This is a genomic window from Vibrio sp. YYF0003 (assembly GCF_036350715.1).
In the GTDB taxonomy this organism is placed as follows: Bacteria; Pseudomonadota; Gammaproteobacteria; order Enterobacterales; family Vibrionaceae; genus Vibrio; species Vibrio natriegens.
The window spans coordinates 137,148-163,621 of record NZ_JAZDWA010000003.1 but is presented as its reverse complement, the minus strand read 5'-3'; the positions used below and the strand labels follow the sequence as shown (position 1 = coordinate 163,621).

Here is a 26,474-nt window from a genome sequence, read left to right as displayed (position 1 = left end):
GATATTTCTTTCTTGCCGTGTAAGAAAATACGCAATATCCTGTTTCTATCTGCTTTGAAAGGTATAGCTATGGAAACCGAAATAGAACTGAAGTTTTTTGTTTCTCCTGAATTTTCAGAAACTTTAAAGGAAAAAATTTCTGAGACAAAAGTACTTCAGCATAGTTGTCGTGACTTGGGTAACACCTACTTTGATACTGCCGATAAATGGTTAAGAAAGCATGACATTGGTTTAAGAATTCGCCGTTTTGATGATGTATTTGTTCAAACAGTGAAAACCGCAGGACGCGTCGTCGCTGGTTTACACCAAAGACCAGAATACAATGCTGAGCACACGAGCGATGAGCCCGATCTCACACTTCATCCTTCTGATATCTGGCCTGCTGGTAAAGATGTCGAGACCTTACAATCCGAACTCACTCCGTTATTTTCGACTAATTTCACTCGCGAGCAGTGGCTAATTGGTATGCCTGATGGCAGCCAGGTTGAAGTCGCCTTTGACCAAGGTATGGTTATCGCGAAAGGTGATGATGGAGAAGACAGACAAGAGCCGATTTGCGAAGTCGAACTAGAACTCAAATCGGGACAAACCGATGCTCTGTTTACATTGGCGCGTAGCTTTTGCGAGCAAGGTGGCATGCGTCTCGGGAATTTAAGCAAAGCGGCCAAAGGCTATCGCTTGGCAACCGGATACACGGGTGATGAGGTAAAACCGCTGGCTTTAGTCGACAGCAGCAGCACAGACACCGTGGAATATTGTCTGATCAACTCGTTAGAGCACGCGTTGTCCCACTGGCACTACCATGAGCAAATCTATTCGGAACGTGATTGTGTCGAAGCACTTCGCGAAATCAGCAATGCGCTTCGATTTATTCGTCAGACCTTAACCATATTTGGTGGCATTGTCCCACGTCGAGCCAGTGCTATTCTGCGTCAGGAACTAAAATGGTTGGAAGAAGAGCTTACATGGTTAGACGAACATGCTCACCTTGAAGAGTTACTTGATGACAAAGGTAACGTGTTGCGTAAGCTTGATGCCCGCAAGTTCTTGGTTTCGGAGCTAACCCAGCAACTGCAAGAACTCCCAAGCCGTGAAGAAGTGCTAGAGCTGTTAAGTTCAGCTCGTTACACCGGCTTATTGCTTGATCTGAGCCGTTGGATCCTTGCTCGCGGCTGGCAGCCATTTTTAGATGAAAAAGCACGAGAAAAAATGGCGAGCAACATCTTGCCATTTTCTGTCACGCAACTGGATCGCACTTGGGCTGAGCTGATGGAAGCGTTCCCCGCAGAGCGTGATTTGTCTGCGCAGGATTATGTTGACCAGCGTTATCGCTTACTTCGCAATCTCTACACCGGAATCGGATTCGCGAGCCTGTATAACAGCGACGAGCGTAATAGTTTCCGTCTTCCATGGGCGGATCTGGTTCACGGTATCGATGATTTGTTGATGCTGAATCATTTGTTGCCGCTGGTGGATATGCTGGAAGCCGATGAAAAAGAGCAGCTAGAGCGATGGCTGCACCGTCAAGAGCGCTCTATCCTACATGCTATGGATCAAACCCGAGCCATCAGCGTTGAGACACAGCCTTACTGGCGAGAGTGATAGCACCTCATCAACTGCGTATTGAATGCAATTAGGGCCTCCAGGCCCTATTTTTCTTTTTGGCTCTGTTGCTCTTGTTGTCGCAGTTCAAGCTCATTTATCCGATTAAGGATCGTTTCCTGCTGTTCAACGAGTTTGTTCAACATATGCTCTGTATGCTTGGTTCGATGATCTTCTTTCTTCGTTGGAGCCGTCACGATTGACGTGACCAAACCAGAGATCATGCCGAAGATCCCCACACCACAAACAATGATCACTACGGCGAGAAATTTGCCACCACTGGTTACCGGATAATGGTCCCCATATCCTACGGTAGAGATAGTGACAAACACCCACCACAAAGCGTCGGCCCCTGTCCGAATGTTGGCCGCAGGATCTTTGGCTTCAATGAACAGCATCGTACTGGAACCCAGAGTTATTAAAATCACCATTAGTAACAGAATGGAAGCAACGGTTGTTTCTCGGCGATTCTCTTTGAGTTGGTGGAGAATGAATCTAGAAGAGCGCAGTACCAGTACCATGCGCAAAATATGAAAAACTCTGGCAAAGCGTAGTGGCTCGATCATTGGGATACTGGCCACAAAATCTATCCAGTGTAGTTTAAGGAAGTTCCACCGATTTGTGGCGCGGATCAAATCAATGGTCAGTTGTAAGAGAAAAATACTACAGATTATGAAGTCGAGACCGATAAGTACTTGACGGGTTTCGCGATCGATCGAAAAAAATAACAGACCTGAGGTTACAAATAATGCCAGAAAGGACAGGACTAATGACAAAAGTCCCATTGGGCGGGTGCTGTCTTTGATATCGTTGTTTTTCATACAAATCTCGAATTAATTCGCGTAACAGAATGACAAAAACTATATAAGACTCGGTGGAGAACTGACAATGGAAAAACTGGCATTTAAGCCGTGGGAAAGAGTCATATCCGACATTCGACTGGTACCAAAGATGGTCATGTTGATGGTCTTCAGTACTATTTTGATTGTGGCAAAGCAACTTTGGGATGCCAACACGTTTTACGATTCATTGTTGGCTGCGACGCAGAATACGGATATTGCTCAGCAGCATTATGAGGCCTACCTGACTCAGGTTGTTTGGCAGACAGCGCTGCTCATCATTGTCTTTGTTGTTTTGTTGTTAGCCGCAGCACGTGTCATGTTACGTCAAACTCAATACCTGAATGATGCGATAAAACTGATGGCGAGCAAAAACTTATCGGTACCATTTGGTATGGATTGTAAGGATGAATACGGAGACGTGGCACGCGAGCTGGAAAAAACACGTCGCCAATTACATGACGTAATCCAAATGCAAATCAACGCCTCAGATGAGCTCTCAGCGCTGACTGAAGTGATGACAATAAGCATGTCTGAAACCAAAGAGTCGGCTCAGGAAGAGTTCAATGAAATAGACCAGCTTGCGACCGCCATGAGTGAAATGTCTTCTACGGTTCAAACGGTGGCAGAACATGCCCAGCAGGCATCGATTCTCACTGAACAGGCGTCGTCTCAAGCGGTTTCTGGCCAACAATTCTTACAGAGCACTGTCGCTAAGATGAGTGAACTTTCTAAGGACATTGCCTCTTCTGCTCAGGCTGTTAATCAGGTGGAAGAACGCGTGGAAGCGATTGGCAGTGTTGTAGGAACCATTCAGGGCATTTCTGAACAGACCAACCTATTGGCACTTAACGCCGCGATTGAAGCCGCTCGAGCGGGTGAAGCGGGACGCGGTTTTGCGGTAGTCGCAGACGAAGTTCGCAACTTAGCACAGCGCACGCAACAGGCGACGATAGAGATTCAGGAAATGATTACTCACCTGCAAACCAGTGCAGAATCAGCCGTTGAGCTGATGGAGAAAAGCGTGGTTGAGGCCGCGGAAGGCAATGAACTGGTCTCGAATGCAGGGACAGAGTTAGACGGTATTGTGACTCAAGTTACTCAAATCAATGACATGAACTTCCAAATCGCCACGGCTTCTGGTCAGCAAAGCAGTGTCGCAGAGGAAATGAGCCAAAACCTGACTAACGTAAGAGAGCTGGTTGAAGCATCTGTGATTGTGGTGACCGAGTTACTGGAAACGTCTGAAACCATGCAAAATAATGCTGGAGAATTAGACAAGAAAATCAAGTCATTCAGTGTTTAATGCACATAGCTTTTGATAATACGCCCACAAACCTTTTGTGGGCGTTTTTATTTGCTGCAACTCTGGTATAACTTAAAGCTCATTCATCGTGCTTTTCACAAGGAAGAAAAATGCAGCTGCCTTCGTCTTTGATTTCTGTCGCTGAATCTGCCGTTCAAAATGCTCAGCAAGCTGGCTACTTTCAATTGTGGCCAAGTGAAATCGCAGAGCAATTTTACTATGTATCTGGCCTGAGCCAGTTCATAACCGAAACTATTCATCGAGATGAAAAGCTCGCTCAGGACTTGCCTGAGATGGTGGCGGAGCCAAGCCGACAAGCGTCTTACCGGACAAGACTCGCGGAGTTATTGGCAGATTGTCAGGATGAAGTGTCAGGCCATCGTGTATTACGTCAGTTCCGTAATCGTGAGATGGTTTATATTGCGTGGAAAGATTTCCTTCATGCCTGGACACTGGAAGAGTCACTGAGTCACCTTTCTCAACTGGCAGAGGCGCTGATCTTCGAAACTTACCAATGGCAATATCAGGCTTGTTGTAAAGAGTGGGGGACACCAACCAATGCTGAAGGTGAAGCTCAACCGATGCTAGTCATTGGTATGGGTAAGCTTGGTGGTGGCGAGCTGAACTTCTCTTCCGATATTGATCTTATTTTTACCTATCCAGATAACGGTGAAACTCAGGGTGCGCGCCGCAGCATTGCCAATGCGCAATTCTTTACCCGCCTTGGCCAGCGCATTATTAAAGCATTAGACCAGCAAACCTTTGATGGCTTCTGCTACCGCGTTGACATGCGTTTACGTCCATTTGGTGAAAGTGGTCCCCTGGTGATGAGCTATGCGGCGTTGGAAGACTATTATCAGGAACAAGGCCGCGACTGGGAACGCTATGCAATGGTTAAAGCTCGTGTGATGGGATGCGAAATGTACCCACAGTATCAAGAGCTGCGTAAAATGTTGCGTCCATTTGTGTTCCGACGTTATATCGACTTCAGTGCGATTCAGTCCTTACGCCGTATGAAGTCGATGATAAGCAGCGAAGTGCGTCGTCGTGGGCTGAATAACAACATCAAGCTGGGTGCGGGCGGTATTCGTGAAATTGAATTTATCGCTCAGGTGTTCCAGCTGATCCGCGGTGGACGCGAGCCTTCTCTGCGCAATCGAGGCTTGCTGGAAACCCTGCGAGGGATTGAAGAACTTGCCTTGCTAACACCACAAGATGTGCAAAGTCTGGAAGCCGCGTATAAGTATTTGCGCCAACTAGAGAACTTACTGCAAGCCATGGCGGACAAGCAGACGCAGACACTGCCAGACTGCGAGATTGAGCGCATGAAGCTGGCGACTGCAATGCGATTTGACTCCTGGGATGAGTTGATCACTCAGACTCAGCTGCACATGGGCAAGGTTCATCAGGTATTCGATTCTTTGATTGGCGATGATGAAGAAGATGAAGGCAGTAATGTTGCGCGCCATTTCCATGAGCTATGGGATATGGCTAAAAAGCAAGATGTACTAGAACATATCCTGCAACAAGATATTCAGGTGGAAGATTTTTCCTCCTGCGCAAAAACCATTATCGATTTCAAACAAGACATTGCCAAGAAAACACTGGGTCCACGCGGTCGAGAAGTGCTCAACAGACTGATGCCTAAAGTCTTCGATGCGGTGTTCGCTCATCCAGACGCCCAATTTGGTTTACCTAGAGTGTTGCACTTGCTGCACAAAATCTGTACCCGAACCACGTACTTAGAGTTATTGGATGAACACCCGGCTGCTCTGGTGCAACTCGTGAGGTTGTGTACGGCAAGTCCGATGATTTCGGAGCAGTTATCGCGTTATCCAATCCTGCTTGATGAGCTGATTGATCCGCAGCAACTGTATAATCCGATTCCTTTAGACAGTTACCGAACTGAGCTGCGTGATTTTCTGGCGCGAATTCCAGAAGATGACATGGAACAGCAGATGGAAGCACTGCGTCAATTCAAGCAAATTTGTATTCTGCGTATTGCAGCGGCAGACATTGCTGGTGCTTTGCCTGTCATGAAAGTGAGTGACCACTTAACTTATCTGGCAGAAGCTATCGTGGAAGCGGTTGTCAGTCAGGCCTGGTTGCAGGTATCAGAAAAGTACGGTGAGCCTACTCATGTTAAAGATCGTGAAGGCCGAGGGTTTGCGGTTATTGGCTATGGAAAAGTTGGCGGCTGGGAGCTGGGGTACAACTCTGATTTGGACATCGTATTTATGCATGACTGTCCGGTCAGCGTATACACTGATGGTAAGAAAGAAATCGATGGTCGCCAGTTCTATCTTCGTTTAGCACAGCGCATTATCCATATTTTCTCAACCCGCACCGCATCAGGGATTCTGTACGAAGTGGACACTCGCTTACGTCCGTCTGGAGCCTCGGGTTTACTGGTGAGTCCTACTGACGCATTTGACGAATATCAGCATCAGGAAGCCTGGACATGGGAACACCAAGCTTTGGTTCGTGCCCGAATGATCTATGGAGACGAACCTTTGGCTATCGCTTTCCATAACACTCGACATGATGTGCTGTGTAAATCGCGCGACCAAGCGACGCTCAAAAAAGAAGTCGTCGAGATGCGTGAAAAAATGCGCGATCATCTCGGTGGAAAGAAAGCCGGGCGTTTTATGCTTAAACAAGATGTTGGCGGCATCACCGACATTGAATTCCTGGCTCAGTATCTGGTGCTCAACTACAGCCATGATAAACCTAAACTTACGCGTTGGTGCGATAACGTACGAATTTTTGAAACGCTAATTGCACAACAGGTGATGGACGAAGACCAAGCGATGCAGCTGATAAACGCCTATACCTCCATGCGTAATGAGATACACCATAGAAACTTACTCAATCTGGACGCTGATGTTGCCGAGAATAAATTTGTTGCGGAAAGAGAGTGGGTGAAACAGGCATGGAATCAGTGGTTCAGTTAAGGCGAGTTATTTAGCCACGCCAAGCGCTGTGGTAAACTCTGCACGATTTAATTTTTGGAGACCAATAATGAAACCAATTCTACCTGATTACAACAACGCTGGTGTGCTTATCATCGGTGATGTCATGCTAGATCGTTACTGGTATGGCCCAACTGGACGTATCTCACCGGAAGCGCCAGTTCCTGTTGTAAAAGTAGAAAACAATGAAGAGCGTCCGGGTGGTGCTGCAAACGTTGCGATGAACATCGCGTCATTGGGTGGTCACGCTCACATTGTTGGTCTGACAGGAATGGATGAACCTGCCAAAGTTCTGACAGAAAAACTCAGCTCGCTCAAAGTAAAATGTGACTTTGTGCCGCTGCCAGAGTACCCAACGATCACTAAGTTACGTGTAATGAGCCGCGGTCAGCAGTTGATTCGTCTGGACTTCGAAGACAAGTTCGAAAATACAGACCCAGAGCCTGTGCTTACGCGCATGGATTCTGCTCTGCCAACTGTCAAAGCCGTGATCATGTCAGATTACGCAAAAGGCTCTCTTGAACATGTACAGGCGTACATTCAGAAAGCGCGCGCTGCCAACGTTCCTGTATTCATCGATCCAAAAGGTGCCGACTTTGAACGCTATCGTGGTGCGACACTTCTGACGCCAAATATGAAAGAGTTCGAAGATGTGGTTGGCAAAGTGAAATCTGATCAGGAGCTGGTGGAAAAAGCACTGGCGCTTGTGGAAGAATTTGACTTTGATGCGCTGCTGGTTACCCGAAGTGAACATGGTATGACGTTAATTCGCCGAGGTGCGGAACCGTTCCACCTGCCAACACAAGCAAAAGAAGTGTATGACGTAACGGGTGCAGGCGACACAGTGATTTCTGTACTAGCGGCTTCAGTTGCTGCGGGTAAATCATTTGAAGAAGCGTGTGCTCTTGCGAATGCGGCTGCTGGCGTTGTAGTTGGTAAACTAGGAACATCAACCTTGTCTGAAATTGAACTGGCTGAAGCGGTGCATGGTAGTAAAGATACCGACTTTGGTGTGATTTCAGAAAAAGCTTTGATCGAAGCGGTGAAGAAAGCACGTGCTAAAGGCGAGAAGGTTGTGATGACCAATGGCTGTTTTGACATTCTTCACGCAGGCCATGTGTCTTACTTAAACCATGCGGCTGAATTGGGCGATCGCCTTATTGTTGCTGTGAATACTGACGAGTCGGTTAAGCGTCTTAAAGGTCCTGGCCGTCCGGTAAACCCAACTGATCGTCGTATGGCAGTATTGGCTGGTTTGGGTGCAGTTGATTGGGTGGTGCCATTTAGTGAAGATACGCCGCAACGCTTGATCTCAGAAGTGCTGCCAAGCTTATTGGTGAAAGGCGGAGACTACAAACCAGAAGAGATTGCAGGTGGTAAAGAGGTGATTGCTGCTGGCGGTGAAGTTCGTGTACTGAACTTTGAAGATGGTTGTTCAACTAGTGAAATTATTAATGCGATTAAAGGTGGCAAAGGCTAAGTCCTTTAACATCTAAACTAAATCGTAATGAGAAGGCTGCCTAGGGTGGCCTTTTTTGCATCTGCCTGCGATACCTAATCTTCCGCTTTTTTTACAGGCAATAAAAAACGCCAGTTGTTGTTTAGCAACTGGCGTTTTGCTTGTCTTGTTTCCTGATTAGTTTACAGCTTTCAGACCCGCATCGATATTTAGAATGTCTTGCTCATTCAGTGTACCTACCGCCTGACGCAGTTGCAGACCACTGATGATGTAGTCGTAACGAGCATTAGATAGGTTGCGGTTTGCATCGTATAAACGGCGAGTTGCGTCCAGTACGTCAACAATCGTACGAGTACCTACATCAAAACCTGCTTCTGTCGCCTCTAGTGCAGAGCGAGCAGAAACTACAGATTGCTCGTAAGCTTTCAATGCACCGATTGATGCGTTGATGTTGTTGTTTTGCGCGCGAACATCTTTCACTACGCTACGGTACTGAGCTTCGAGATCTTCACTTGCAGCAACATAAGCGTACTCAGCTTGTTTAGTTTGCGAAGTTACGTTACCGCCGGTGTATAGAGGAACCGATAGGTTAATACCAACACTCAATGCGTCAAGATCATAGTCTGCTGAACTCTGTCCACGGTCAGAATAGTTGTAACCACCGTCCAAGCTCAACGTTGGTAAGTGACCAGAACTAGCCAGGGAAATATTGTCACGAGCGATATCCTGTGAAATGCGAGAAGACAGCAAACTTAGGTTTTGCTCTTTTGCAATTTCAATTAGGTCTTCAGCAGGGCTATCCGAGCGGCTTGCAGAGAAGCGAGCTGTATCAAGCACGTTCAGATTTTTGTGTTCCTGACCAGTGATTTCACGCAATGATTCGTAGCTGTTGATCAGATCGTTTTCTGCCAATACTTCATCAGCAAGTACTGCATCGTATTGAGCTTGTGCATCATGTACGTCGGTGATAGCAGAAAGGCCCACTTCAAAACGTTGTTTAGTTTGCTCAAGTTGGCGGCCAACAGCGGCTTTTTCGGCACGGACAAACACTAGGTTATCCTGAGCACGTAGTACTTCAAAGTAAGCTTGCGACACTCGAAGGATTAAACTTTGTTGTGTTGCCGCATAAGTCGCGTCTGCTTGACGAGCTGTTTTCTCTGCCGTGTCTAACGTAATCCAAGATGCGCGGTTGTAAAGTTCTTGAGTGAAGTTGATACCAGCGGTCAGGTCATTCTTATCATAAGTCGTTTTACCCGCTGAATCGTAATCGATATCACCGCGGATCACATCGTAACCTGCTGTTAAGTTGATTTGTGGTAGAAGGGCACTACGGCTTGAGGTGATTGCTTCGAAAGCTTGGTCACGCTGTGCTGCTACGCTAAGCAATTGTGGATCGTTTTGTTTTGCTAAGTCGTAGATGTCAGCTAATGAGTCCGCATAAGCCGATACGCTTATGCTACCTAGCGCTGCACTGATAAAAAGTGGAAGCAATTTTTTCATTTTCTATTCCCGCGGTCAATAGATTGGTTAATTCTCAGTAGTTTAACTCAATTTGGACGATATTTACTCTAAACTTTGCATTTTTTTACACGTAATTATCCAGTTGTGCAATAAAAATTTGTACAATACTTAAAATAAATTATAACTATTATACAAAAAGTTGAGCCAAGTCCTTTGAGCAAGTGATTAACAATGAGTACACTACAAGATTCACTCAGAGAGGTGTTTAATGCAACAGTGTGACAAGCGACAAGACGAGTTTACTTCACAAGATGTGGAAATCATCTCGAAAGAGACCCTCTTCAAGGGCTTCTTTAAAATGGTGAAGTACCGTTTCAAACATCGGCTCTTTGCTGGTGGTTGGAGTGATGTTGTCGAGCGAGAAATGTTCGAACGTGGACACGCTGCGGCGATGTTGCCTTATGATCCAATACAGGATCAGGTTGTTATCATTGAACAGATACGAGTTGGTGCATTAGAACACGATCATCCTTGGCAGCTTGAAATTGTTGCCGGCATGATTGATCGAGATGAGTCCGTTGAAGATGTGATCCGCCGCGAAGCTCACGAAGAGGCGGGGCTTGAGGTGGGGCGAGTGATTCCGATGACGTCTTACTATCCCTCTTCAGGCGGATGCTCAGAAAAGTTGGATATTTTTGTCGGAGAAGTCGATGCTTCTAAAGCGGAAGGCATTCATGGTTTAGACTATGAAGATGAAGATATTCGAGTTCACGTCATCAGCCGTGAAGAAGCATATCAATGGGTGAAAGATGGAAAACTTGAAAATGCTGCTTCAATTATTGCAGTGCAATGGTTGCAATTAAACCATCTTGAGTTGAAATCACAGTGGGTAAGCCCCCATAACGGTGGAGAGTAAGTAATGGCGCAGATAGCTGAAAAACAGCGATATCATGTTGATTTAGCGGGTCTAATGAGAACCTATGAGACCAATTACGCTAAATTAAATGCTCTGCTGCCTGTCTCTGCTGAGGTTGGTGACGTGCGCTGCTATCAAGCCGCACATATGGTTTATCAATTGACCGTGAATGAAGTCACAAAATACACCACAGTTGTTGAGATATGTCAGAGTGATGAAACACCAGTGTTTCCTTTACCGACAATGTCTGTCAGGCTTTACCACGATGCGAGAGTAGCGGAAGTATGCTCAAGCGGAGACTTCTCTCGTATCAAAGCTAAATATGATTATCCCAACGACAAATTGATGCAACGAGATGAAAAGCATCAACTAAACACGTTCCTTGGTGAATGGCTGACGTTTTGTTTAAGAAGTGGAATCAGTAGAACACCACTTGCCTTCAATTGCTCGTCGCGTCGCTAAAGGAAAATAACAAATAACAATATAGTGGACGAATCAGGTTTTCATTTTGCAATCATCTAGTGACAGCATCAAACTTTTACAAATCACGGATACTCATCTGTTTGAGGCAGATGAGGGAAGTTTGCTGAGCGTAAAAACGGCCGACAGCTTTTCTGCTGTGGTTGGTGAGGTTTTGCGCCGCGAAGTGGGGTTTGATTACATTTTAGCAACCGGGGATATTTCGCAAGATCACAGCGCGGGATCGTATCAACGATTCGCCGCAGGTATTGCGCCACTCGAGAAAGATTGTTTCTGGCTGCCGGGCAATCATGACTACAAACCCAATATGGGCAGTGTACTTCCATCACAACAGATCAAAGCGACGGAGCATGTGTTGCTTGGTGATAAGTGGCAAGTGATCCTGCTTGATTCTCAAGTAGTCGGCGTTCCGCACGGTCGTTTAAGCGATAAGCAGCTGGCATTGCTTGAAGAAAAATTAGCCGAGTACCCTGAGCGTTATACGCTGGTATTATTGCATCACCACCCAATTCTTGTTGGTAGCGCGTGGCTAGACCAACACACTCTGAAAGATGCAGAAGCATTCTGGCAGATTGTCGAACGTTTTGATGGTGTTAAAGGGATCCTGTGCGGGCATGTTCATCAAGATATGAATGTGCTACATCAAGGCATTCGAGTCATGGCGACACCTTCTACGTGTGTGCAATTCAAGCCTAACTCAGATGACTTTGCATTAGATACCACTTCGCCAGGCTGGCGAGAATTAGAGCTGCATGCGACTGGCGAGATTACGACCCAGGTTAATCGATTGCCGGAAGGTCAGTTCCAACCAGATTTCTCCTCGAACGGATACTAATCCTGCCCGAACATTATGTTCGGGCTTTCTTTTTATGTGAGACTTTTATGATGAAACCTTCATTATTGCTGTACATCCACGGTTTTAATAGCTCACCACTCTCAATGAAAGCGAATCTGATGAGAGAGTATTGTCAGCAGCATCGCCCGGACATCAAAGTGATCATTCCGCAGTTGCCGTGTTTTCCGCAACTAGCCGCTCAACTATTACTGGACATCGTCGAGCAATATCAAAATGATTACCGAATTGGATTAGTAGGCAGTTCGTTAGGAGGCTTTATGTCTACTTGGTTGAACAGCCAATTTGGATTCAAAGCTGTGGTGGTCAATCCGGCCGTCAAACCTTATGAGTTGCTAGTCGACTATTTAGGTGAACAAACTAACCCCTACACGAATGAAACTTATACACTTGAGACTTGCCATATTGACGAGTTGAAAGCTCTTGATGTACAAAGCATCGCATCGCCAGACGCGTTTTGGCTACTGCAGCAAACCGAAGACGAGGTTCTGGACTATCGCCAGGCGGTAAATAAGTTTGCGCAATCCAAGCAAACGGTAGAACAAGGCGGTGATCACAGTTTTGTGGGCTTTGAGCGTTATCCTGCAAAGATTATCGAATTTCTAGAACTGTAATGGATAGGAACGATTGGAATACGCTCATAGTTTTTGCTGATATATCCAACCGTTGCTTGACATAGGCGGTTTGCTTTCCGACTATATTTTGCTGAAAGATCTTAAGGGTCATAGACTCTGGCTACTTTGTTATGTATCAGATTTACAAACATTTAAAGATACTAACAGGGTGGCTTTTTCGTTTCCTGAGTAAACACATTCTGAACCGTGTTTTACAGGTAACAAATAAACTTTGAGAACAATTCCGTATTATGACTGAACAATATAATGCTGGGGCCATTGAAGTACTGAATGGCTTAGAGCCAGTACGTCGCCGACCAGGGATGTATACGGATACAGCGCGCCCGAACCACCTGGGCCAAGAAGTTATCGATAACAGTGTCGATGAAGCGCTAGCCGGACATGCCTCAAAAGTACAAGTCATCCTACATGCTGACCAATCACTTGAAGTGATCGATGATGGTCGAGGCATGCCTGTTGATATCCACCCAGAAGAGAAAGTCTCTGGTGTTGAGCTGATCTTATGTAAGCTTCACGCGGGTGGTAAATTCTCGAACAAAAACTACCAATTCTCCGGTGGTCTCCACGGGGTAGGTATTTCGGTAGTAAACGCGCTGTCTAAGCGTGTTGAAGTGACGGTTCGCCGTGATGGTCAGGTCTATGAGATTGCCTTTGAGCACGGTGATAAAGTTTCGGATCTAACCGTAACCGGCACATGTGGCCGCCGTAATCGTGGTACCAGTGTGCACTTCTGGCCAGAAGCGAAGTACTTTGACTCTGCAAACTTCTCTGTGACGCGCCTGGTCAATAACCTACGTGCGAAAGCCGTTCTTTGTCCGGGATTAGAAATCACGTTCATAGACAAAGTGAACAACAAAGACTACAAGTGGCACTACGAAGATGGTTTAAAAGACTATCTGGCTGAAGGCGTTAAAGGATACACCGTTCTGCCAGAAGAACCGTTTACTGGTGAATTCTCTGCAGAAACTGAAGCCGCAAACTGGGCCGTGATCTGGCAGCCAGAAGGCGGCGAGATGATCACCGAAAGTTACGTCAACCTGATCCCTACGGCTCAGGGCGGTACACACGTAAATGGCCTGCGCCAAGGTTTGCTGGATGCAATGCGTGAGTTCTGTGAATTCCGTAACTTGCTTCCACGTGGCGTCAAACTGACCGGCGATGATGTCTTCGACCGTTGTTCATACGTGCTATCGGTGAAAATCCAAGATCCGCAATTTGCTGGCCAGACCAAAGAACGTCTTTCATCTCGTCAAACGGCGGCATTTGTTTCAGGCGTGGTGAAAGATGCCTTCAGTTTATGGCTGAACGAAAAGCCGCAACTGGCAGAGCAACTTGCTGAAGTTTGTATCGCTAACGCGCACCGTCGTATGCGTGCGAGCAAAAAAGTCGTACGTAAGAAAGTTGCGTCAGGCCCTGCCTTGCCAGGCAAGCTAACCGACTGTTCTGTGCAAGACCTAAATCGTACCGAAATCTTCTTCGTGGAGGGTGACTCGGCGGGTGGCTCGGCAAAACAGGCTCGTGATCGTGAGTTCCAGGCGGTTATGCCACTGCGCGGTAAGATTCTGAATACCTGGGAAGTATCTGCTGACCAAGTTCTGGCGTCTCAAGAAGTACACGACATTTCTGTTGCGTTGGGTATCGACCCGGATAACGACAACCTCGACGGCCTTCGTTACGGTAAGATCTGTATCCTTGCCGATGCGGACTCGGATGGTCTTCATATCGCGACGCTGCTGTGTGCCTTATTTACTCGTCATTTCCGCGCACTAGTGGAAGCGGGTCATATCTATGTTGCCATGCCGCCACTGTATCGTATCGACTGCGGTAAAGAAGTGTTCTACGCGCTTGATGACGATGAAAAAGATGGCGTACTAGAGCGCTTGTCGAAGAAGAAAGCCAAAATCAACGTACAGCGATTCAAAGGTCTGGGTGAGATGAACCCATTACAGCTGCGTGAAACCACCATGGATCCGAATACGCGTCGTCTGGTTCAGTTAACCATTGACGACTCTGCAGCGACCATGGAAATGATGGACATGTTGCTTGGTAAGAAGCGTGCAGATGACCGTCGTTCTTGGTTACAAAACAACGGCGATTTGGCAGAGGTTTAACGAATGTCTACAGAAATTACTTACGATGGCGTTGAACAGTTGCCGATGCGCAAGTTCACCGAAGACGCTTATCTGAATTACTCGATGTACGTAATTATGGACCGCGCATTGCCATACATTGGCGATGGTTTGAAGCCGGTTCAACGACGTATCATCTACGCAATGTCGGAGCTAGGTCTCTCGGCATCCGCAAAATACAAGAAATCAGCACGTACCGTCGGTGACGTGTTGGGTAAATACCATCCGCACGGTGACTCTGCGTGTTACGAAGCGATGGTATTGATGGCGCAGCCGTTTTCTTACCGTTACCCATTGGTTGACGGTCAGGGTAACTGGGGTGCGCCGGATGACCCGAAATCCTTCGCAGCGATGCGTTATACCGAAGCGAAACTGTCTAAGTTTGCTGAAGTATTACTGGGTGAACTAGGTCAGGGCACGGTTGAATGGCAGCCAAACTTTGACGGCACGATGAAAGAGCCGCAAATGCTGCCAGCACGTCTGCCTCATATCCTGCTTAACGGCGTAACGGGCATCGCGGTTGGTATGGCGACTGATATTCCTCCGCACAACGTGCGTGAGGTAGCTGACGCAACAATCCATCTGATTGATAACCCTAAAGCGGAACTGCCGGACGTAATGCAGTACGTGAAAGGCCCGGATTATCCAACGGAAGCTGAGATCATTTCCCCGCAAGCGGAAATTGAAAAGATCTATCGTAACGGACGCGGCAGTATCAAGATGCGTGCTGTCTGGCATAAAGAAGGGTCGGACATCGTCATTACGTCGATTCCGCACCAAGTGTCAGGCTCTAAGCTACTTGAGCAAATCGCAAACCAAATGCGTGCGAAGAAGCTACCAATGGTCGAAGATCTTCGTGATGAATCGGACCACGAGAACCCAACTCGTATCGTTATCGTTCCTCGTTCTAACCGAGTCGATTGCGATATGTTGATGAATCACTTGTTCGCTTCTACTGATCTAGAACGTAGCTACCGCGTTAACCTGAACATGATTGGTCTGGATAACCGTCCTCAGGTTAAAGGTCTGGTTCAGATTCTATCGGAGTGGATTGAGTTCCGCCGCACGACGGTTCGCCGACGTTTGCAATATCGCTTAGACAAAGTGATGGCTCGCCTGCACATCTTAGAAGGTTTGTTGGTTGCGTACCTGAACCTTGATGAAGTGATTGAGATCATCCGTACTGAAGACGATCCAAAAGCGGTGCTGATGGAGCGTTTTGGTATCACTGATATCCAAGCCGACGCGATTCTGGATACCAAACTTCGTCATCTTGCCAAACTGGAAGAGATGAAGATCCGTGGTGAGCAAGAAGAGCTGGAAAAAGAACGTGAGAAGCTAGAGCAGCTATTAGGTTCTGAGCGCCGTCTGAATACATTGCTGAAGAAAGAAATCAAAGCAGATGCAGAGAAATACGGCGATGATCGTCGCTCACCACTGGTAGAGCGTGCAGAAGCGAAAGCGCTAACTGAGCGTGACCTAGTGCCAAGTGAACCGATTACGGTTGTTCTGTCTGAAAAAGGCTGGATTCGTCACGCGAAAGGCCATGAAGTTGAAGCAGAAGGTCTGAACTACAAGTCTGGTGATAAATACTTGGCGCATGCACGAGGTAAGAGTAACCAACCTGCCGTTTTCCTTGGTAGTGATGGTCGCAGCTACTCGCTTGAATCGCACTCTTTACCGTCTGCTCGTAGTCAGGGTGAGCCAATTACCGGCCGCCTGAACATCACCGCAGGCAGCAGCATTCGCCAAGTTATTATGGGTGAAGAAGATCAGCTATGGCTGGTGGGTTCTGACGCGGGTTACGGCTTTGTATGTAAAGGTTCCGATCTGTTGTCGAAGAACCGCAGCGGCAAAGCTCTGGTCACCTTACCTGCGAACTCGGAAGTGATGACGCCTAAAGAAGTTGAAGATTTAGACTCTGATGAAATTCTGGCGATCACTAACCAGGGACGTATGTTGTTGTTCCCAATTAAAGACCTGCCGCAATTAGCAAAAGGTAAGGGGAATAAGATCATCAACATTCCTGCGGCGAAAGCGAAAGATCGTGAAGAAGTATTATCTCATCTGATGGCTCTGCCACAGGGAGCTTCTCTGACACTTTATGCTGGCAAGCGTAAGCTGGGCTTGAAACCAACTGACTTGGATAATTTCCGTGGAGAGCGTGGCCGTCGAGGCAGTCTGCTGCCAAGAGGCTTACAGCGAGTGACTCGAATCGACGTTGAGCTCGGTGAGTCGAGCAACACTGAAGAATCGAGCGAAAGCGAATAAAACAAAAATCCCAGCCAGTGGCTGGGATTTTTTTATGCTTCTTGTTTGTCTTCGGCAATAGTGACTTTTAACGTTATCTCTTTGCCTTTACGAATAATGCCCACTTCAACAGTGGTACCGGGACGTAAATCAGTGACAATATCCATCACACTTTGTCGTCCCTGAACTTTATTGCCATCAATACTAATTATGATGTCTTGTTTCTCGAAGCCTGCTGCGCTGGCCGGACCATTAGGGTCGATACCGAGAACGACAATGCCACCGATATGTTGATTACCCAATAATCGGGCGGTGACCGCATTAATATCTTGACCATCAATGCCGATATAGCCACGGATCACACGGCCATCCGCAATGATCTTTTGCATGATCTTGCTCGCGAGTGGTGCCGGAATCGCGAATGAAATGCCGTAAGTTTCCAAATCGGTTGCTTGCTGGAAGGAGGCGGTATTAATTCCGACTAACTCACCCTGGGTATTAACCAATGCACCACCAGAGTTACCTTCGTTGATTGCCGCATCGGTTTGAATGAAGGCTTGTCGTCCGTCGCTGATAGAAGAACGTCCCGTCGCGGAGATAATACCAAAGGTCGTGGTTTGTCCTAAGTTGTATGGATTGCCAATGGCCAGTACCACATCACCAACTTGAGGTTTGTATTCTGAGTTCAGAGGTATCACGGGGAGATTGGTACCCTCAACACGCAGCACGGCGATATCGGTACGTTTGTCGGTACCGACAAGTTGTGCCGCGGCAGCTCTGCCATCTTGCAGTGCTACGACGATTTGGTCAGCCTGCGCAACAACATGGTAATTGGTAATGATGTAGCCTTTCTCACTGACAATCACACCAGATCCCAGCCCTTGTGTAGAAAGCTTGCTACGATCATTTTCTACATACTTGCGGCTGTAAATATTCACCACGGCTGGAGCGGCTTTTCTAACAGCCTGATTGAAAGAGAGTTCAAGAGAGGCGATGTTGCTTGGTTGTGGATCAAGCGCAGCTGGAATTACGTTATTACGTAAAGATGGAACCGCAAGTAGGACAACGGCGGCGGTTGCCAAGCCTAGAAAGACAGAACGTAATAAAAAGCTAAGCATATCCTCTCCATGTGTGAACGCCAAAGTGGCATAAGAAGGTGAAGAATAGCATTACATTGAAAAATAACAAAAGGACAGCACGTGATTGTGCTGTCCTTTTAATTGTCCGACTAAAAGTTAGTCAAAGTATTAGAGCTCTGTCACCGAATGTTGTGTATCCAAAGCACTTTTACCTAACCACCTTTGGGCCAATACCGTTATCGAATTACCAGATAAATGGTACGGTCTCCGCGCTGAATGTTGAGTGCGAGTACGCCTTTTTGCTTATCAACAATGGCTCGAAGTTCAGCAAGGTTTTTCACGCGCTGACGGTTCACTCCGATGATGATGTCACCTTCTTGCAACTGGTATTGAGCTGCAGGTGAGTTTTCAGTAACGCTTGTCACCTTCACGCCTTGAACGGAGTCACTCGGGTTTGTGTTACTTAACTCAGCACCTTTTAGACCATCATGCAGGGTTTCTGCTTTCGCTTTGATATTGGTCGACTCACCAAGCGTCACGTCAAAGGTTTCGTTTTTACCATCACGCACCACACCGAGCGTGATCTTTTTACCTGCACCTAATGTTGCGACTTTGGCACGTAGCTCAGAGAAGGTGTCAATCGACTTACCATTCACGGAAACGATGATATCACCTGCTTTCAAGCCCGCTTTATCAGCAGCGCTGTCAGGCACTACTTGACCAATAAATGCGCCTTTGCTGGACTCGTAGCCGAGTGCCTCTGCTAGCTCCGACGTGACTTCGCCGCCTTGAACACCCAACATACCGCGTTTCACTTCACCAAACTCTAAAATTTGCTCGGTAAGGTTTTTCATCATGTTGGAAGGAATAGCAAAGCCAATGCCGACGTTACCACCATTTGGACCCAAAATAGCGGTGTTGATGCCGATCAGCTCACCATTTAAGTTGACCAAGGCACCACCTGAGTTGCCGCTGTTAATCGCTGCATCGGTTTGAATGAAGTTCTCGAAGTTTTCAACATTTAAGCCGCTACGGCCAAGTGCGGAAACAATACCTGAAGTGACGGTTTGACCCAGACCAAACGGGTTACCAATCGCAACGGTAAAGTCACCGACGCGCAACTTGTCGGAGTCGGCAATTTTAATTTGTGTCAGGTTCTTTGCTTTTTCCAATTTGAGCAGTGCCACATCGGCCATTTCGTCACCACCGACTAATTCGGCGTCATACTCTCGTCCGTCATATAAGCGTACTCGAATCTCATCCGCCCCTTTTATTACGTGATAGTTCGTTACGATATGACCTTTGTTCGCGTCAATGATGACACCTGACCCTAAACCTCGGAACGGACGTTCTCGCGTTTGTTCCATTGGAAAATCTGGGCCAAAGAAAAATTGAAATTGCTCGGGAATACGGCTGGTTTGCACCTGTTTGCCTTCTACCGCAATGCTGACTACCGCTGGGGTCACTTTATCCAGCATTGGTGCGAGGCTAGGTAGTTGCTGACCATCCATGCTGAGCGGCAAGGCTGCCGTCGCCTGGATTGGCGTGAAGATAGAACTCAAACTTAGAGATAGAACGGTCAGTGCAAGCAGTGGTTTTTTCATCCAATAACTCCTCTTGAAACATGTCTGCCAAAAAGAAATATCCTAACTATTAGTAATATAAGGTTCAGTTGGGATAATCAAAAGGGGTAGCAGTTCACAAGTAAGTTAGAGATGGCTGTTTCAGAAAAGTTCAAAAAGGGCCGATACAAAATGAGATTTGTATCGGCCTGATAGGGGAGATAAGAGGTGTTATGATGCTTTGGCGGTGACCGCTTCAGGTGCTGTAATTACTTCTTTCTCTTGATCTTTTAAAAGACCTGTTGCGCCATTGGCGTAGTCTTTAGGTTGTTCGTTGACATTTGGCTGATCTTCTTTGATCTGCTCTGAAGCCATCGCTGTCTTCTTATCAAACGGGTTATCTTGCTCAGGTAGATTAGGCAAAAGTTCTGAAGACGTCTTCGCTAAATGCTGATACAGCTTGGTGTAATCTTTACCTAAGGTATCCAACATTTCTGCGGTTTGGGCAAAGTGGTCGACGAGCTCTTGGCGTTGTTGCTCTAGTTCAAACTTCGCCGACTCTAATTCTTTCTGTACAGACTTCTGTTTTTTGTATTCAGGTGTGGTTAGTCTACTAATGACTACGCCTACGATTGTACCGACCAGCAAACCCACAATGGCATGAATCCAAGGCATAACTGCTCCTTATATTTGTTTTAACAAGTCTTTTACTACTTAGTTACACGCGGTGCTCGTCCATGTTACTATGGCTTGAACAGCCGATAAAGAAAAATAGCAGTATGTCTTCGGGGACTGATAACTAATTCTCTGTAATCAGACATTGCCCCCGAGGTGACACTTTCCTTTGTACCTCTAAAACGACTTAATGCGATGACACCACTACAACGATATCAAAAAGATATAGCAGAACATGGATTCCAGCGTGATGAAGCCCAACATCAGGCAGTAACTGCTTTAGATAAGCTCTACCACGCTATTGTCAATTTTCAGTCTGCACCTGTACCTCAACTTTCCAAATGGCAAAAACTCATGGGTAAAAAGGTTGAATTGCCTGAACCACCGAAAGGTTTGTATTTTTGGGGAGGGGTCGGTCGAGGTAAAACCTATTTGATGGATGCTTTTTTTGATGCGTTGCCAACAGAAAGAAAGATGCGAGTGCATTTTCATCGCTTTATGTACCGAGTACACGATGAACTGAAGCAACTGGGTGATGTTGAAAACCCATTATCGAAAGTGGCTGACAAGTTTAAAAAAGAAGCGGACGTGGTGTGCTTTGATGAATTCTTTGTCTCTGATATTACCGATGCAATGATTCTGGCTACATTGCTACAAGAAATGTTTAAGCGTCAGATGATCTTAGTTGCGACGTCGAATATTGAACCGCAAAATTTGTACCGTAACGGTTTACAGCGAGCGCGATTCTTGCCTGCAATCGATATGATTCTGGCTCGATGCGATGTTTTGAATGTCGACAGTGGAGTGGATTACCGTTTAAGAACGCTCGAGCAGGCAGAAATCTATCATCATCCTTTAGACGAACAAGCGACCATTAACCTGAATAAGTACTACCAGCAACTGACAGGTGAGCGGCAGCACGTGGCGCACCAGATAGAAATTAACCACCGTAATATCGAGGTTATCGAAGCCAGCGACGGTGTATTGCATGCTTCTTTTGCTCAGTTATGTCAAACGACTCGAAGCCAGAATGATTACATAGAACTCTCACGCATTTATCACACCGTATTGCTGGCTGATGTTGTGCAGATGAGCGGCAAAATAGACGACGCAGCGAGACGTTTTATTGCTCTGGTCGATGAGTTCTATGAGCGTCATGTAAAGCTCATTATTTCTGCGGAAGTGCCGATGGATAGCTTATATACTCAAGGCCAGCTTGAATTTGAATTTAAGCGCTGTCTATCTCGTTTAACTGAGATGCAGAGTCATGAGTATCTCGCAAGAGAGCATTTGGCTTAAATCTACTTGTTTCAAAAAAACTGAAGAAAAAATTAGTGATTTGGCGCAAAAAAAGGTGATTTTTTCTTCGGTCTTCTCTATAATCCTGCGACCCACCGTTACTGCAGACCTGATTATCGAAGTTATTTCGACAATGAAGGTCGAGAGTACCACCGACTCGAAGGGGTGATGACTGGGCTCTTAGACAGTGTGGGAGCACCAGAAGGGTGTTCCTTTAAAGTTTAAATTTTAATTAACGGGTTATTATTAGCATGAAAACTTTCGTTGCTAAACCAGAAACTGTAAAACGCGACTGGTACGTTGTAGACGCTGAAGGTAAAACTCTTGGCCGTCTAGCAAGTGAAATTGCATCTCGCCTACGTGGCAAACATAAAGCTGAATACACTCCTCACGTTGACGCTGGTGACTACATCATCGTTATCAACGCTGAGAAAGTTGCTGTAACTGGTAACAAAGCTAAAGACAAAGTGTACTACCGTCACTCTGAGTTCCCAGGTGGTCTAAAATCTATCACTTTTGAAAAGTTGATCGATCGTAAACCTGAGATGGTTCTTGAGCTTGCAGTTAAAGGCATGCTTCCACGTGGTCCTCTAGGCCGTGCTATGTACCGTAAGCTTAAAGTTTACGCAGGCGCTGAGCACAACCATGTTGCTCAACAACCACAAGTACTAGACATCTAATTGGGGATTTCGAAAATGGCAGAGAATCAATACTACGGCACTGGCCGTCGCAAAAGCTCAGCTGCGCGTGTTTTCATCAAACCAGGCAGCGGCAACATTGTAGTAAACAAGCGTAACCTTGACGAATACTTCGGTCGTCCAACAGCACGCATGGTTGTACAACAACCTCTAGAGCTAGTTGAACTAACTGACAAGCTAGACCTTTACGTAACAGTTAAAGGCGGCGGTATTTCTGGTCAAGCTGGTGCTATCCGTCACGGTATCACTCGCGCGCTTATGGAATACGATGAGTCTCTACGTCCTGCTCTACGTGCAGCTGGTTACGTTACTCGTGACGCTCGTTGCGTTGAACGTAAGAAAGTTGGTCTACGTAAAGCACGTCGTCGTCCACAGTTCTCTAAGCGTTAATTTCCTTACGGGAATTATGCTTTCCAGAGTTATTCTGGATACTGTGCACCAAAAGCTCGGCTATATGCCGAGCTTTTTGTTTTTTATACGGCTGAAAAATACGCCATTAATTTGATATTTTTATCCCGGACCTAACTTAATACCCACGCAATATTTAGCTGAGCCATTATTAAGTTTTTTCTTAATTTCATGTGCTACAAAATTTTAATAACTCTCGTCAGTAGTCCGGTTATTTTATTTCTTCTTCAGTAGACTTAATTTACTGAAAACAACCGATATAAAAGGGATAAACCTCGTTATTTCGTGTCTCTTCCTTTCGCTTTCTTGTTACAAATCACATCAAACATTTATTATTTTACTGCTTTTGTGACGACACGGGCGATTTGCCTCACAAATGTTACAAAAAGGTAGCTTTATCTTGTCAAAAAGTAGGGTTTTCTTTATCATTTCCTCCCAATAAATATAACGAAATTCATTATGTGTTAGCCATGCTCTTATAAGCGGAATAATAACGATCCAAGGGAGCAAATGGGAGAATGTTTGGATGAGCAACGCGCCTTTAAATAACGGTCGCAGGCGTTTTCTAACCGCTACAACGGCAGTTGTGGGTGGGTTAGGGGCAGCTGCCGTCGCCGTTCCTTTTATAAAATCATGGAATCCGAGTGCTAAAGCAAAAGCTGCTGGTGCACCGGTGGAAGTGGATATCAGTAAAATCGAACCGGGCCAATTGGTTCGTGTTGAGTGGCAGGGTAAACCTGTATGGATTGTACGCCGTACTCAGCAAGTGATAGATAACCTCAAAACTATCGACGATAAACTTCGTGATCCTAAGTCTGAAATGGAGCAGCAACCTGCTTACGCTCAGAATGAGTACCGCTCAATTAAGCCGGAGTTCTTTGTTGCAGTTGGTTTCTGTACTCACTTAGGCTGTTCACCTAGCTACCTGCCTGATTCTTTCTCAGAGCAAGTTCAGGGTGTGAAATCTGGTTTCTTTTGTCCATGTCATGGTTCTAAGTTTGATATGGCTGGCCGAGTGTTCCAGGGTGTTCCTGCGCCGTTGAACCTTGTGATTCCTAAGCACATGTATCTGAGTGACACGAAGCTCATAGTTGGTGTTGATGAGGGGGATGCATAATGCAAGCAATGTTAGACTGGGTAGAAAAACGTATTCCAGCCATGAATGCTTATAAAAAGCATTTATCTGAATACCCAATGCCGAAGAACTTCAACTTTTGGTACCTTTTTGGTTCTCTGGCTATGTTGGTTCTTGTTAACCAAATCCTAACGGGTATTTGGTTAACGATGAACTACGTTCCTTCTGGCGAAGGTGCATTTGCTTCTATCGAATACATCATGCGTGATGTTGAGTACGGTTGGTTGTTGCGATACATGCACTCTACCGGTGCTTCAGCATTCTTCGTGGTTGTATACCTGCACATGTTCCGTGGTCTGATCTACGGTTCGTACCAAAAGCCTCGTGAACTACTATGGATCTTCGGTATGTTGATCTTCTTGGTTCTTATGGCTGAAGCTTTCATGGGTTACCTACTACCATGGGGTCAGATGTCATACTGGGGTGCACAGGTAATCATTTCTCTATTTGGTGCGATTCCTGTTATTGGCGACGATCTAACACTTTGGATCCGTGGTGACTACATCATCTCTGGTGCAACGTTGAACCGTTTCTTCGCGCTTCACGTTATTGCGCTACCAATCGTACTGCTTCTGCTTATCGTACTTCACGTATTGGCACTGCACGAAGTTGGCTCAAACAACCCTGACGGTATCGAGACTAAACTACCGAAAGGCACTATGGGCGATGATTACCAAACGCAATTCAAGTTCCACGATTATTACTCGAAGAAATACGACATCATCGACTCTATTCCGTTCCACCCTTACGGTACGGTAAAAGATTTGGTGGGTGTAGCTGGCTTCTTGTTCTTCTTCTGTTACGTGTTGTTCTTCAACCCAGAAATGGGGGGTTACTTCCTTGAGCCGCCTAACTTTGAAGCAGCGAACCCGCTTAAGACACCTGCGCACATCGCGCCTGTATGGTACTTCACACCGTTCTATGCAATCTTGCGTGCGGTTCCAGACAAGCTGTTGGGCGTAATCCTGATGGGTGCTTCGATTGCAGTTCTGTTTGTACTACCGTGGTTAGATCGTTGTAAAGTGCGTTCTTACCGTTACCGTAGCAAACTTCATCTGTTGAATATTATCCAATTCACTATCAGCTTCATTGCGCTAGGTATTTTGGGTGCGTTACCTGCAACGCCAACATACACACTACTAGCACAAATCTTTAGTTTGGGTTACTTCATGTTCTTTGTACTGCTGTTCTTCTACAGCAAAAATGAAGCAACTAAACCATTACCAGAGAGGGTGACATTCAAATGAAGAAGTGGATTGTAATTCTATTTGCTATGTTGCCATCTCTAGCGATGGCAGCTGGGGCCAGTGTGCCGCTTGATAAAGCACACGTGGACCTGTCGGATAAAGCTTCGCTGCAAAACGGCGCGAAGTTATTCATGAACTACTGTTTTGGCTGTCACTCTACGCAGTACCAGCGTTATGAGCGTGTCGCAACAGATTTGGAAATTCCAACAGACTTAATGAAAGAGAACCTGATTTTCAATCCAGAAGCGAAAATCGGTGATCTGATGGTTAACTCTATGCCACCTAAGCAAGCGGCAAACTGGTTTGGTGCTCCACCGCCAGATTTGACGCTGGTTGCTCGAGTTCGTGGTGCGGATTGGTTATACACTTACTTACGTTCGTTCTATGTGGATCCATCACGTCCGTTTGGCGTAAACAACATTGTATTCCCAAGTGTTGGTATGCCACATGTACTTGAAGAACTACAAGGTATCCCAACGCCAGTCTATGAGACTCACCACGTTGATGGTGAAGAAGTTAAAGTCGTTATTGGTACTGAAACGGATGGTACTGGCGAACTAAGCACAGGCGAATACGACAAAGCAGTGGGTGATCTGGTTAACTTCCTAGTTTACTCTGGTGACCCGGTACAACTAGAGCGTCACGCAATTGGTTGGTGGGTGATGGGCTTCTTAGTCATCCTGACTATCATCGTTGTGTTGCTTAAGAAAGAGTATTGGCGTGATGTGCATTAATTGTGCTAAAATATCGTGCTAATTCCCAATTTTAATTGACTGTACAATGGAGGCTTAGCCTCCATTGTTTTTATTTGTAAGTGTACTGGAGGGCTCCATGGCTGTAGCTGCCAATAAACGTTCTGTGATGACTCTTTTCTCAAGTGCATCAGATTTGTATAGCCATCAGGTTCGCATTGTACTGGCTGAAAAAGGTGTAAGTGTTGAAGTTGAGCTTGTTGATGAAGCTAACCTTCCTGCTGAACTTATCGAGCTAAACCCATATAAATCAGTGCCAACTCTTGTGGATCGTGAGCTCGCGCTTTACGATTCAAAAATTATCATGGAGTACTTGGACGAGCGTTTTCCTCATCCACCTCTAATGCCGGTTTACCCTGTTGCCCGTGGTAACAGCCGTTTGATGATGTACCGTATCGAACGTAATTGGTACTCACTAGCTGAAAAAGTAATGAAAGGTAACGCTGAAGAATCAGAAAAAGCGCGTACGAAACTTCGTAACGATCTTCTGACTCTAGCGCCAATCTTTGCTGAATATGAGTACTTCATGAGTGAAGAATTCAGCTTGATCGATTGTTACTTGGCACCATTGTTGTGGCGTTTACCTCAACTTGGTATTGAGCTTGTTGGTCCTGGCTCTAAAGAGATCAAGGTTTACATGAACCGCGTATTTGAACGTGATTCATTCCTTGCTTCTTTGACTGAAGCTGAACGTGAAATGCGTCTAGTTCGTTAAGC

The 26,474-nt window shown here is 46.1% G+C and carries 22 protein-coding genes; 17 read left to right on the top strand and 5 right to left on the bottom strand.

Translation table 11 applies throughout. The features are described 5' to 3' along the window. Positions 1-69: 69 nt before the first annotated feature. Positions 70-1,602, top strand: a complete 1,533-nt coding sequence (locus V1U08_RS11010; protein ID WP_065301946.1) for a CYTH and CHAD domain-containing protein — start codon at positions 70-72, stop codon at positions 1,600-1,602. A 47-nt stretch (positions 1,603-1,649) separates the two neighbouring features. Here V1U08_RS11010 and V1U08_RS11005 read toward each other — a convergent pair whose 3' ends face one another. Continuing rightward, positions 1,650-2,423, bottom strand: coding sequence for an ion transporter (locus tag V1U08_RS11005; RefSeq protein WP_014230767.1), 774 nt, complete (start codon positions 2,421-2,423; stop codon positions 1,650-1,652). Positions 2,424-2,490: 67 nt separating this feature from the next. Here V1U08_RS11005 and V1U08_RS11000 point away from each other — a divergent pair, with 67 nt between their 5' ends. The 3 genes from V1U08_RS11000 (at position 2,491) to hldE (ending at position 8,199) form a co-directional block, all read left to right on the top strand. Then, positions 2,491-3,747, top strand: a complete 1,257-nt coding sequence (locus V1U08_RS11000; protein WP_014230768.1) for a methyl-accepting chemotaxis protein — start codon at positions 2,491-2,493, stop codon at positions 3,745-3,747. Between the two features lie 110 nt (positions 3,748-3,857). Next, complete coding sequence (glnE, locus tag V1U08_RS10995) at positions 3,858-6,701, top strand: bifunctional [glutamate--ammonia ligase]-adenylyl-L-tyrosine phosphorylase/[glutamate--ammonia-ligase] adenylyltransferase (RefSeq protein WP_065299111.1); 2,844 nt, start codon at positions 3,858-3,860, stop codon at positions 6,699-6,701. 67 nt (positions 6,702-6,768) lie between these two features. Next, entirely contained in the window at positions 6,769-8,199 is a 1,431-nt protein-coding gene (gene hldE / locus V1U08_RS10990; protein WP_014230770.1) for a bifunctional D-glycero-beta-D-manno-heptose-7-phosphate kinase/D-glycero-beta-D-manno-heptose 1-phosphate adenylyltransferase HldE, read from the top strand. Positions 8,200-8,355: 156 nt separating this feature from the next. Here the strand turns inward: hldE and tolC are convergent, their stop codons facing one another. Beyond that, positions 8,356-9,678 carry an outer membrane channel protein TolC gene (tolC, locus tag V1U08_RS10985; RefSeq protein WP_014230771.1) on the bottom strand — a complete coding sequence of 441 codons (1,323 nt, stop codon included), beginning with the start codon at positions 9,676-9,678 and terminating at the stop codon, positions 8,356-8,358. A gap of 229 nt (positions 9,679-9,907) precedes the next feature. Here tolC and nudF point away from each other — a divergent pair, with 229 nt between their 5' ends. From nudF to parC, 6 genes are all read left to right on the top strand, one after another. Beyond that, positions 9,908-10,555 (top strand): ADP-ribose diphosphatase, encoded by a 648-nt coding sequence (gene nudF, locus V1U08_RS10980; RefSeq protein WP_065296334.1) that lies wholly within the window; start codon positions 9,908-9,910, stop codon positions 10,553-10,555. A 3-nt stretch (positions 10,556-10,558) separates the two neighbouring features. After that, positions 10,559-11,017 (top strand): DUF1249 family protein, encoded by a 459-nt coding sequence (locus V1U08_RS10975; RefSeq protein WP_014230773.1) that lies wholly within the window; start codon positions 10,559-10,561, stop codon positions 11,015-11,017. Positions 11,018-11,063: 46 nt separating this feature from the next. Further along, complete coding sequence (cpdA, locus tag V1U08_RS10970; RefSeq protein WP_330470592.1) at positions 11,064-11,870, top strand: 3',5'-cyclic-AMP phosphodiesterase; 807 nt, start codon at positions 11,064-11,066, stop codon at positions 11,868-11,870. Between the two features lie 47 nt (positions 11,871-11,917). Next, positions 11,918-12,502: an esterase YqiA gene (gene yqiA / locus V1U08_RS10965; protein ID WP_014230775.1), complete on the top strand. Its 585-nt coding sequence runs from the start codon at positions 11,918-11,920 to the stop codon at positions 12,500-12,502. 251 nt (positions 12,503-12,753) lie between these two features. Then, positions 12,754-14,634, top strand: coding sequence for a DNA topoisomerase IV subunit B (gene parE, locus V1U08_RS10960; protein ID WP_330470591.1), 1,881 nt, complete (start codon positions 12,754-12,756; stop codon positions 14,632-14,634). Positions 14,635-14,637: 3 nt separating this feature from the next. Further along, a complete protein-coding gene (gene parC / locus V1U08_RS10955; RefSeq protein ID WP_330470590.1) occupies positions 14,638-16,923 on the top strand; it encodes a DNA topoisomerase IV subunit A in 2,286 nt (761 codons plus the stop codon). Between the two features lie 32 nt (positions 16,924-16,955). Here the strand turns inward: parC and degS are convergent, their stop codons facing one another. From degS to zapG, 3 genes are all read right to left on the bottom strand, one after another. Continuing rightward, entirely contained in the window at positions 16,956-18,020 is a 1,065-nt protein-coding gene (degS, locus tag V1U08_RS10950; RefSeq protein WP_239948807.1) for an outer membrane-stress sensor serine endopeptidase DegS, read from the bottom strand. 197 nt (positions 18,021-18,217) lie between these two features. Continuing rightward, entirely contained in the window at positions 18,218-19,585 is a 1,368-nt protein-coding gene (locus V1U08_RS10945; RefSeq protein WP_330470589.1) for a DegQ family serine endoprotease, read from the bottom strand. A gap of 189 nt (positions 19,586-19,774) precedes the next feature. Next, positions 19,775-20,218, bottom strand: coding sequence for a Z-ring associated protein ZapG (gene zapG / locus V1U08_RS10940; protein WP_014230780.1), 444 nt, complete (start codon positions 20,216-20,218; stop codon positions 19,775-19,777). Between the two features lie 195 nt (positions 20,219-20,413). On the opposite strand from zapG, the gene zapE reads away from it, so the two are divergent. The 7 genes from zapE to sspA all read left to right on the top strand — a co-directional run bounded on the left by zapE (position 20,414) and on the right by sspA (position 26,472). Then, complete coding sequence (gene zapE / locus V1U08_RS10935) at positions 20,414-21,517, top strand: cell division protein ZapE (RefSeq protein ID WP_014230781.1); 1,104 nt, start codon at positions 20,414-20,416, stop codon at positions 21,515-21,517. Positions 21,518-21,768: 251 nt separating this feature from the next. After that, on the top strand, positions 21,769-22,197 hold the full coding sequence (gene rplM, locus V1U08_RS10930) for a 50S ribosomal protein L13 (protein ID WP_005396465.1): 429 nt from the start codon (positions 21,769-21,771) through the stop codon (positions 22,195-22,197). A 15-nt stretch (positions 22,198-22,212) separates the two neighbouring features. Continuing rightward, complete coding sequence (gene rpsI / locus V1U08_RS10925) at positions 22,213-22,605, top strand: 30S ribosomal protein S9 (protein WP_014230782.1); 393 nt, start codon at positions 22,213-22,215, stop codon at positions 22,603-22,605. 544 nt (positions 22,606-23,149) lie between these two features. Further along, the gene (gene petA / locus V1U08_RS10920; protein WP_014230783.1) at positions 23,150-23,740 is read left to right on the top strand and encodes a ubiquinol-cytochrome c reductase iron-sulfur subunit; all 591 of its coding nucleotides are present in this window, start codon (positions 23,150-23,152) and stop codon (positions 23,738-23,740) included. Further along, on the top strand, positions 23,740-25,005 hold the full coding sequence (locus V1U08_RS10915; RefSeq protein ID WP_014230784.1) for a cytochrome b: 1,266 nt from the start codon (positions 23,740-23,742) through the stop codon (positions 25,003-25,005). The genes petA and V1U08_RS10915 overlap by 1 nt, the downstream gene beginning before the upstream one ends. Then, on the top strand, positions 25,002-25,739 hold the full coding sequence (locus tag V1U08_RS10910) for a cytochrome c1 (protein ID WP_014230785.1): 738 nt from the start codon (positions 25,002-25,004) through the stop codon (positions 25,737-25,739). The genes V1U08_RS10915 and V1U08_RS10910 overlap by 4 nt, the downstream gene beginning before the upstream one ends. 97 nt (positions 25,740-25,836) lie before the next feature. Then, a complete protein-coding gene (gene sspA, locus V1U08_RS10905; RefSeq protein WP_014230786.1) occupies positions 25,837-26,472 on the top strand; it encodes a stringent starvation protein SspA in 636 nt (211 codons plus the stop codon). The last annotated feature ends 2 nt before the right edge of the window (positions 26,473-26,474 follow it).

What these genes read in the sequence shown, in the direction of transcription:
- V1U08_RS11010 (WP_065301946.1), top strand. Translation starts at nt 70, where the DNA reads ATGGAAACCGAAATAGAACTGAAGTTTTTTGTTTCTCCTGAATTTTCA.
- V1U08_RS11005 (WP_014230767.1), bottom strand. Translation starts at nt 2,423, where the DNA reads ATGAAAAACAACGATATCAAAGACAGCACCCGCCCAATGGGACTTTTG.
- V1U08_RS11000 (WP_014230768.1), top strand. Translation starts at nt 2,491, where the DNA reads ATGGAAAAACTGGCATTTAAGCCGTGGGAAAGAGTCATATCCGACATT.
- glnE (WP_065299111.1), top strand. Translation starts at nt 3,858, where the DNA reads ATGCAGCTGCCTTCGTCTTTGATTTCTGTCGCTGAATCTGCCGTTCAA.
- hldE (WP_014230770.1), top strand. Translation starts at nt 6,769, where the DNA reads ATGAAACCAATTCTACCTGATTACAACAACGCTGGTGTGCTTATCATC.
- tolC (WP_014230771.1), bottom strand. Translation starts at nt 9,678, where the DNA reads ATGAAAAAATTGCTTCCACTTTTTATCAGTGCAGCGCTAGGTAGCATA.
- nudF (WP_065296334.1), top strand. Translation starts at nt 9,908, where the DNA reads ATGCAACAGTGTGACAAGCGACAAGACGAGTTTACTTCACAAGATGTG.
- V1U08_RS10975 (WP_014230773.1), top strand. Translation starts at nt 10,559, where the DNA reads ATGGCGCAGATAGCTGAAAAACAGCGATATCATGTTGATTTAGCGGGT.
- yqiA (WP_014230775.1), top strand. Translation starts at nt 11,918, where the DNA reads ATGATGAAACCTTCATTATTGCTGTACATCCACGGTTTTAATAGCTCA.
- parE (WP_330470591.1), top strand. Translation starts at nt 12,754, where the DNA reads ATGACTGAACAATATAATGCTGGGGCCATTGAAGTACTGAATGGCTTA.
- parC (WP_330470590.1), top strand. Translation starts at nt 14,638, where the DNA reads ATGTCTACAGAAATTACTTACGATGGCGTTGAACAGTTGCCGATGCGC.
- degS (WP_239948807.1), bottom strand. Translation starts at nt 18,020, where the DNA reads ATGCTTAGCTTTTTATTACGTTCTGTCTTTCTAGGCTTGGCAACCGCC.
- V1U08_RS10945 (WP_330470589.1), bottom strand. Translation starts at nt 19,585, where the DNA reads ATGAAAAAACCACTGCTTGCACTGACCGTTCTATCTCTAAGTTTGAGT.
- zapG (WP_014230780.1), bottom strand. Translation starts at nt 20,218, where the DNA reads ATGCCTTGGATTCATGCCATTGTGGGTTTGCTGGTCGGTACAATCGTA.
- zapE (WP_014230781.1), top strand. Translation starts at nt 20,414, where the DNA reads ATGACACCACTACAACGATATCAAAAAGATATAGCAGAACATGGATTC.
- rplM (WP_005396465.1), top strand. Translation starts at nt 21,769, where the DNA reads ATGAAAACTTTCGTTGCTAAACCAGAAACTGTAAAACGCGACTGGTAC.
- rpsI (WP_014230782.1), top strand. Translation starts at nt 22,213, where the DNA reads ATGGCAGAGAATCAATACTACGGCACTGGCCGTCGCAAAAGCTCAGCT.
- petA (WP_014230783.1), top strand. Translation starts at nt 23,150, where the DNA reads ATGAGCAACGCGCCTTTAAATAACGGTCGCAGGCGTTTTCTAACCGCT.
- V1U08_RS10915 (WP_014230784.1), top strand. Translation starts at nt 23,740, where the DNA reads ATGCAAGCAATGTTAGACTGGGTAGAAAAACGTATTCCAGCCATGAAT.
- V1U08_RS10910 (WP_014230785.1), top strand. Translation starts at nt 25,002, where the DNA reads ATGAAGAAGTGGATTGTAATTCTATTTGCTATGTTGCCATCTCTAGCG.
- sspA (WP_014230786.1), top strand. Translation starts at nt 25,837, where the DNA reads ATGGCTGTAGCTGCCAATAAACGTTCTGTGATGACTCTTTTCTCAAGT.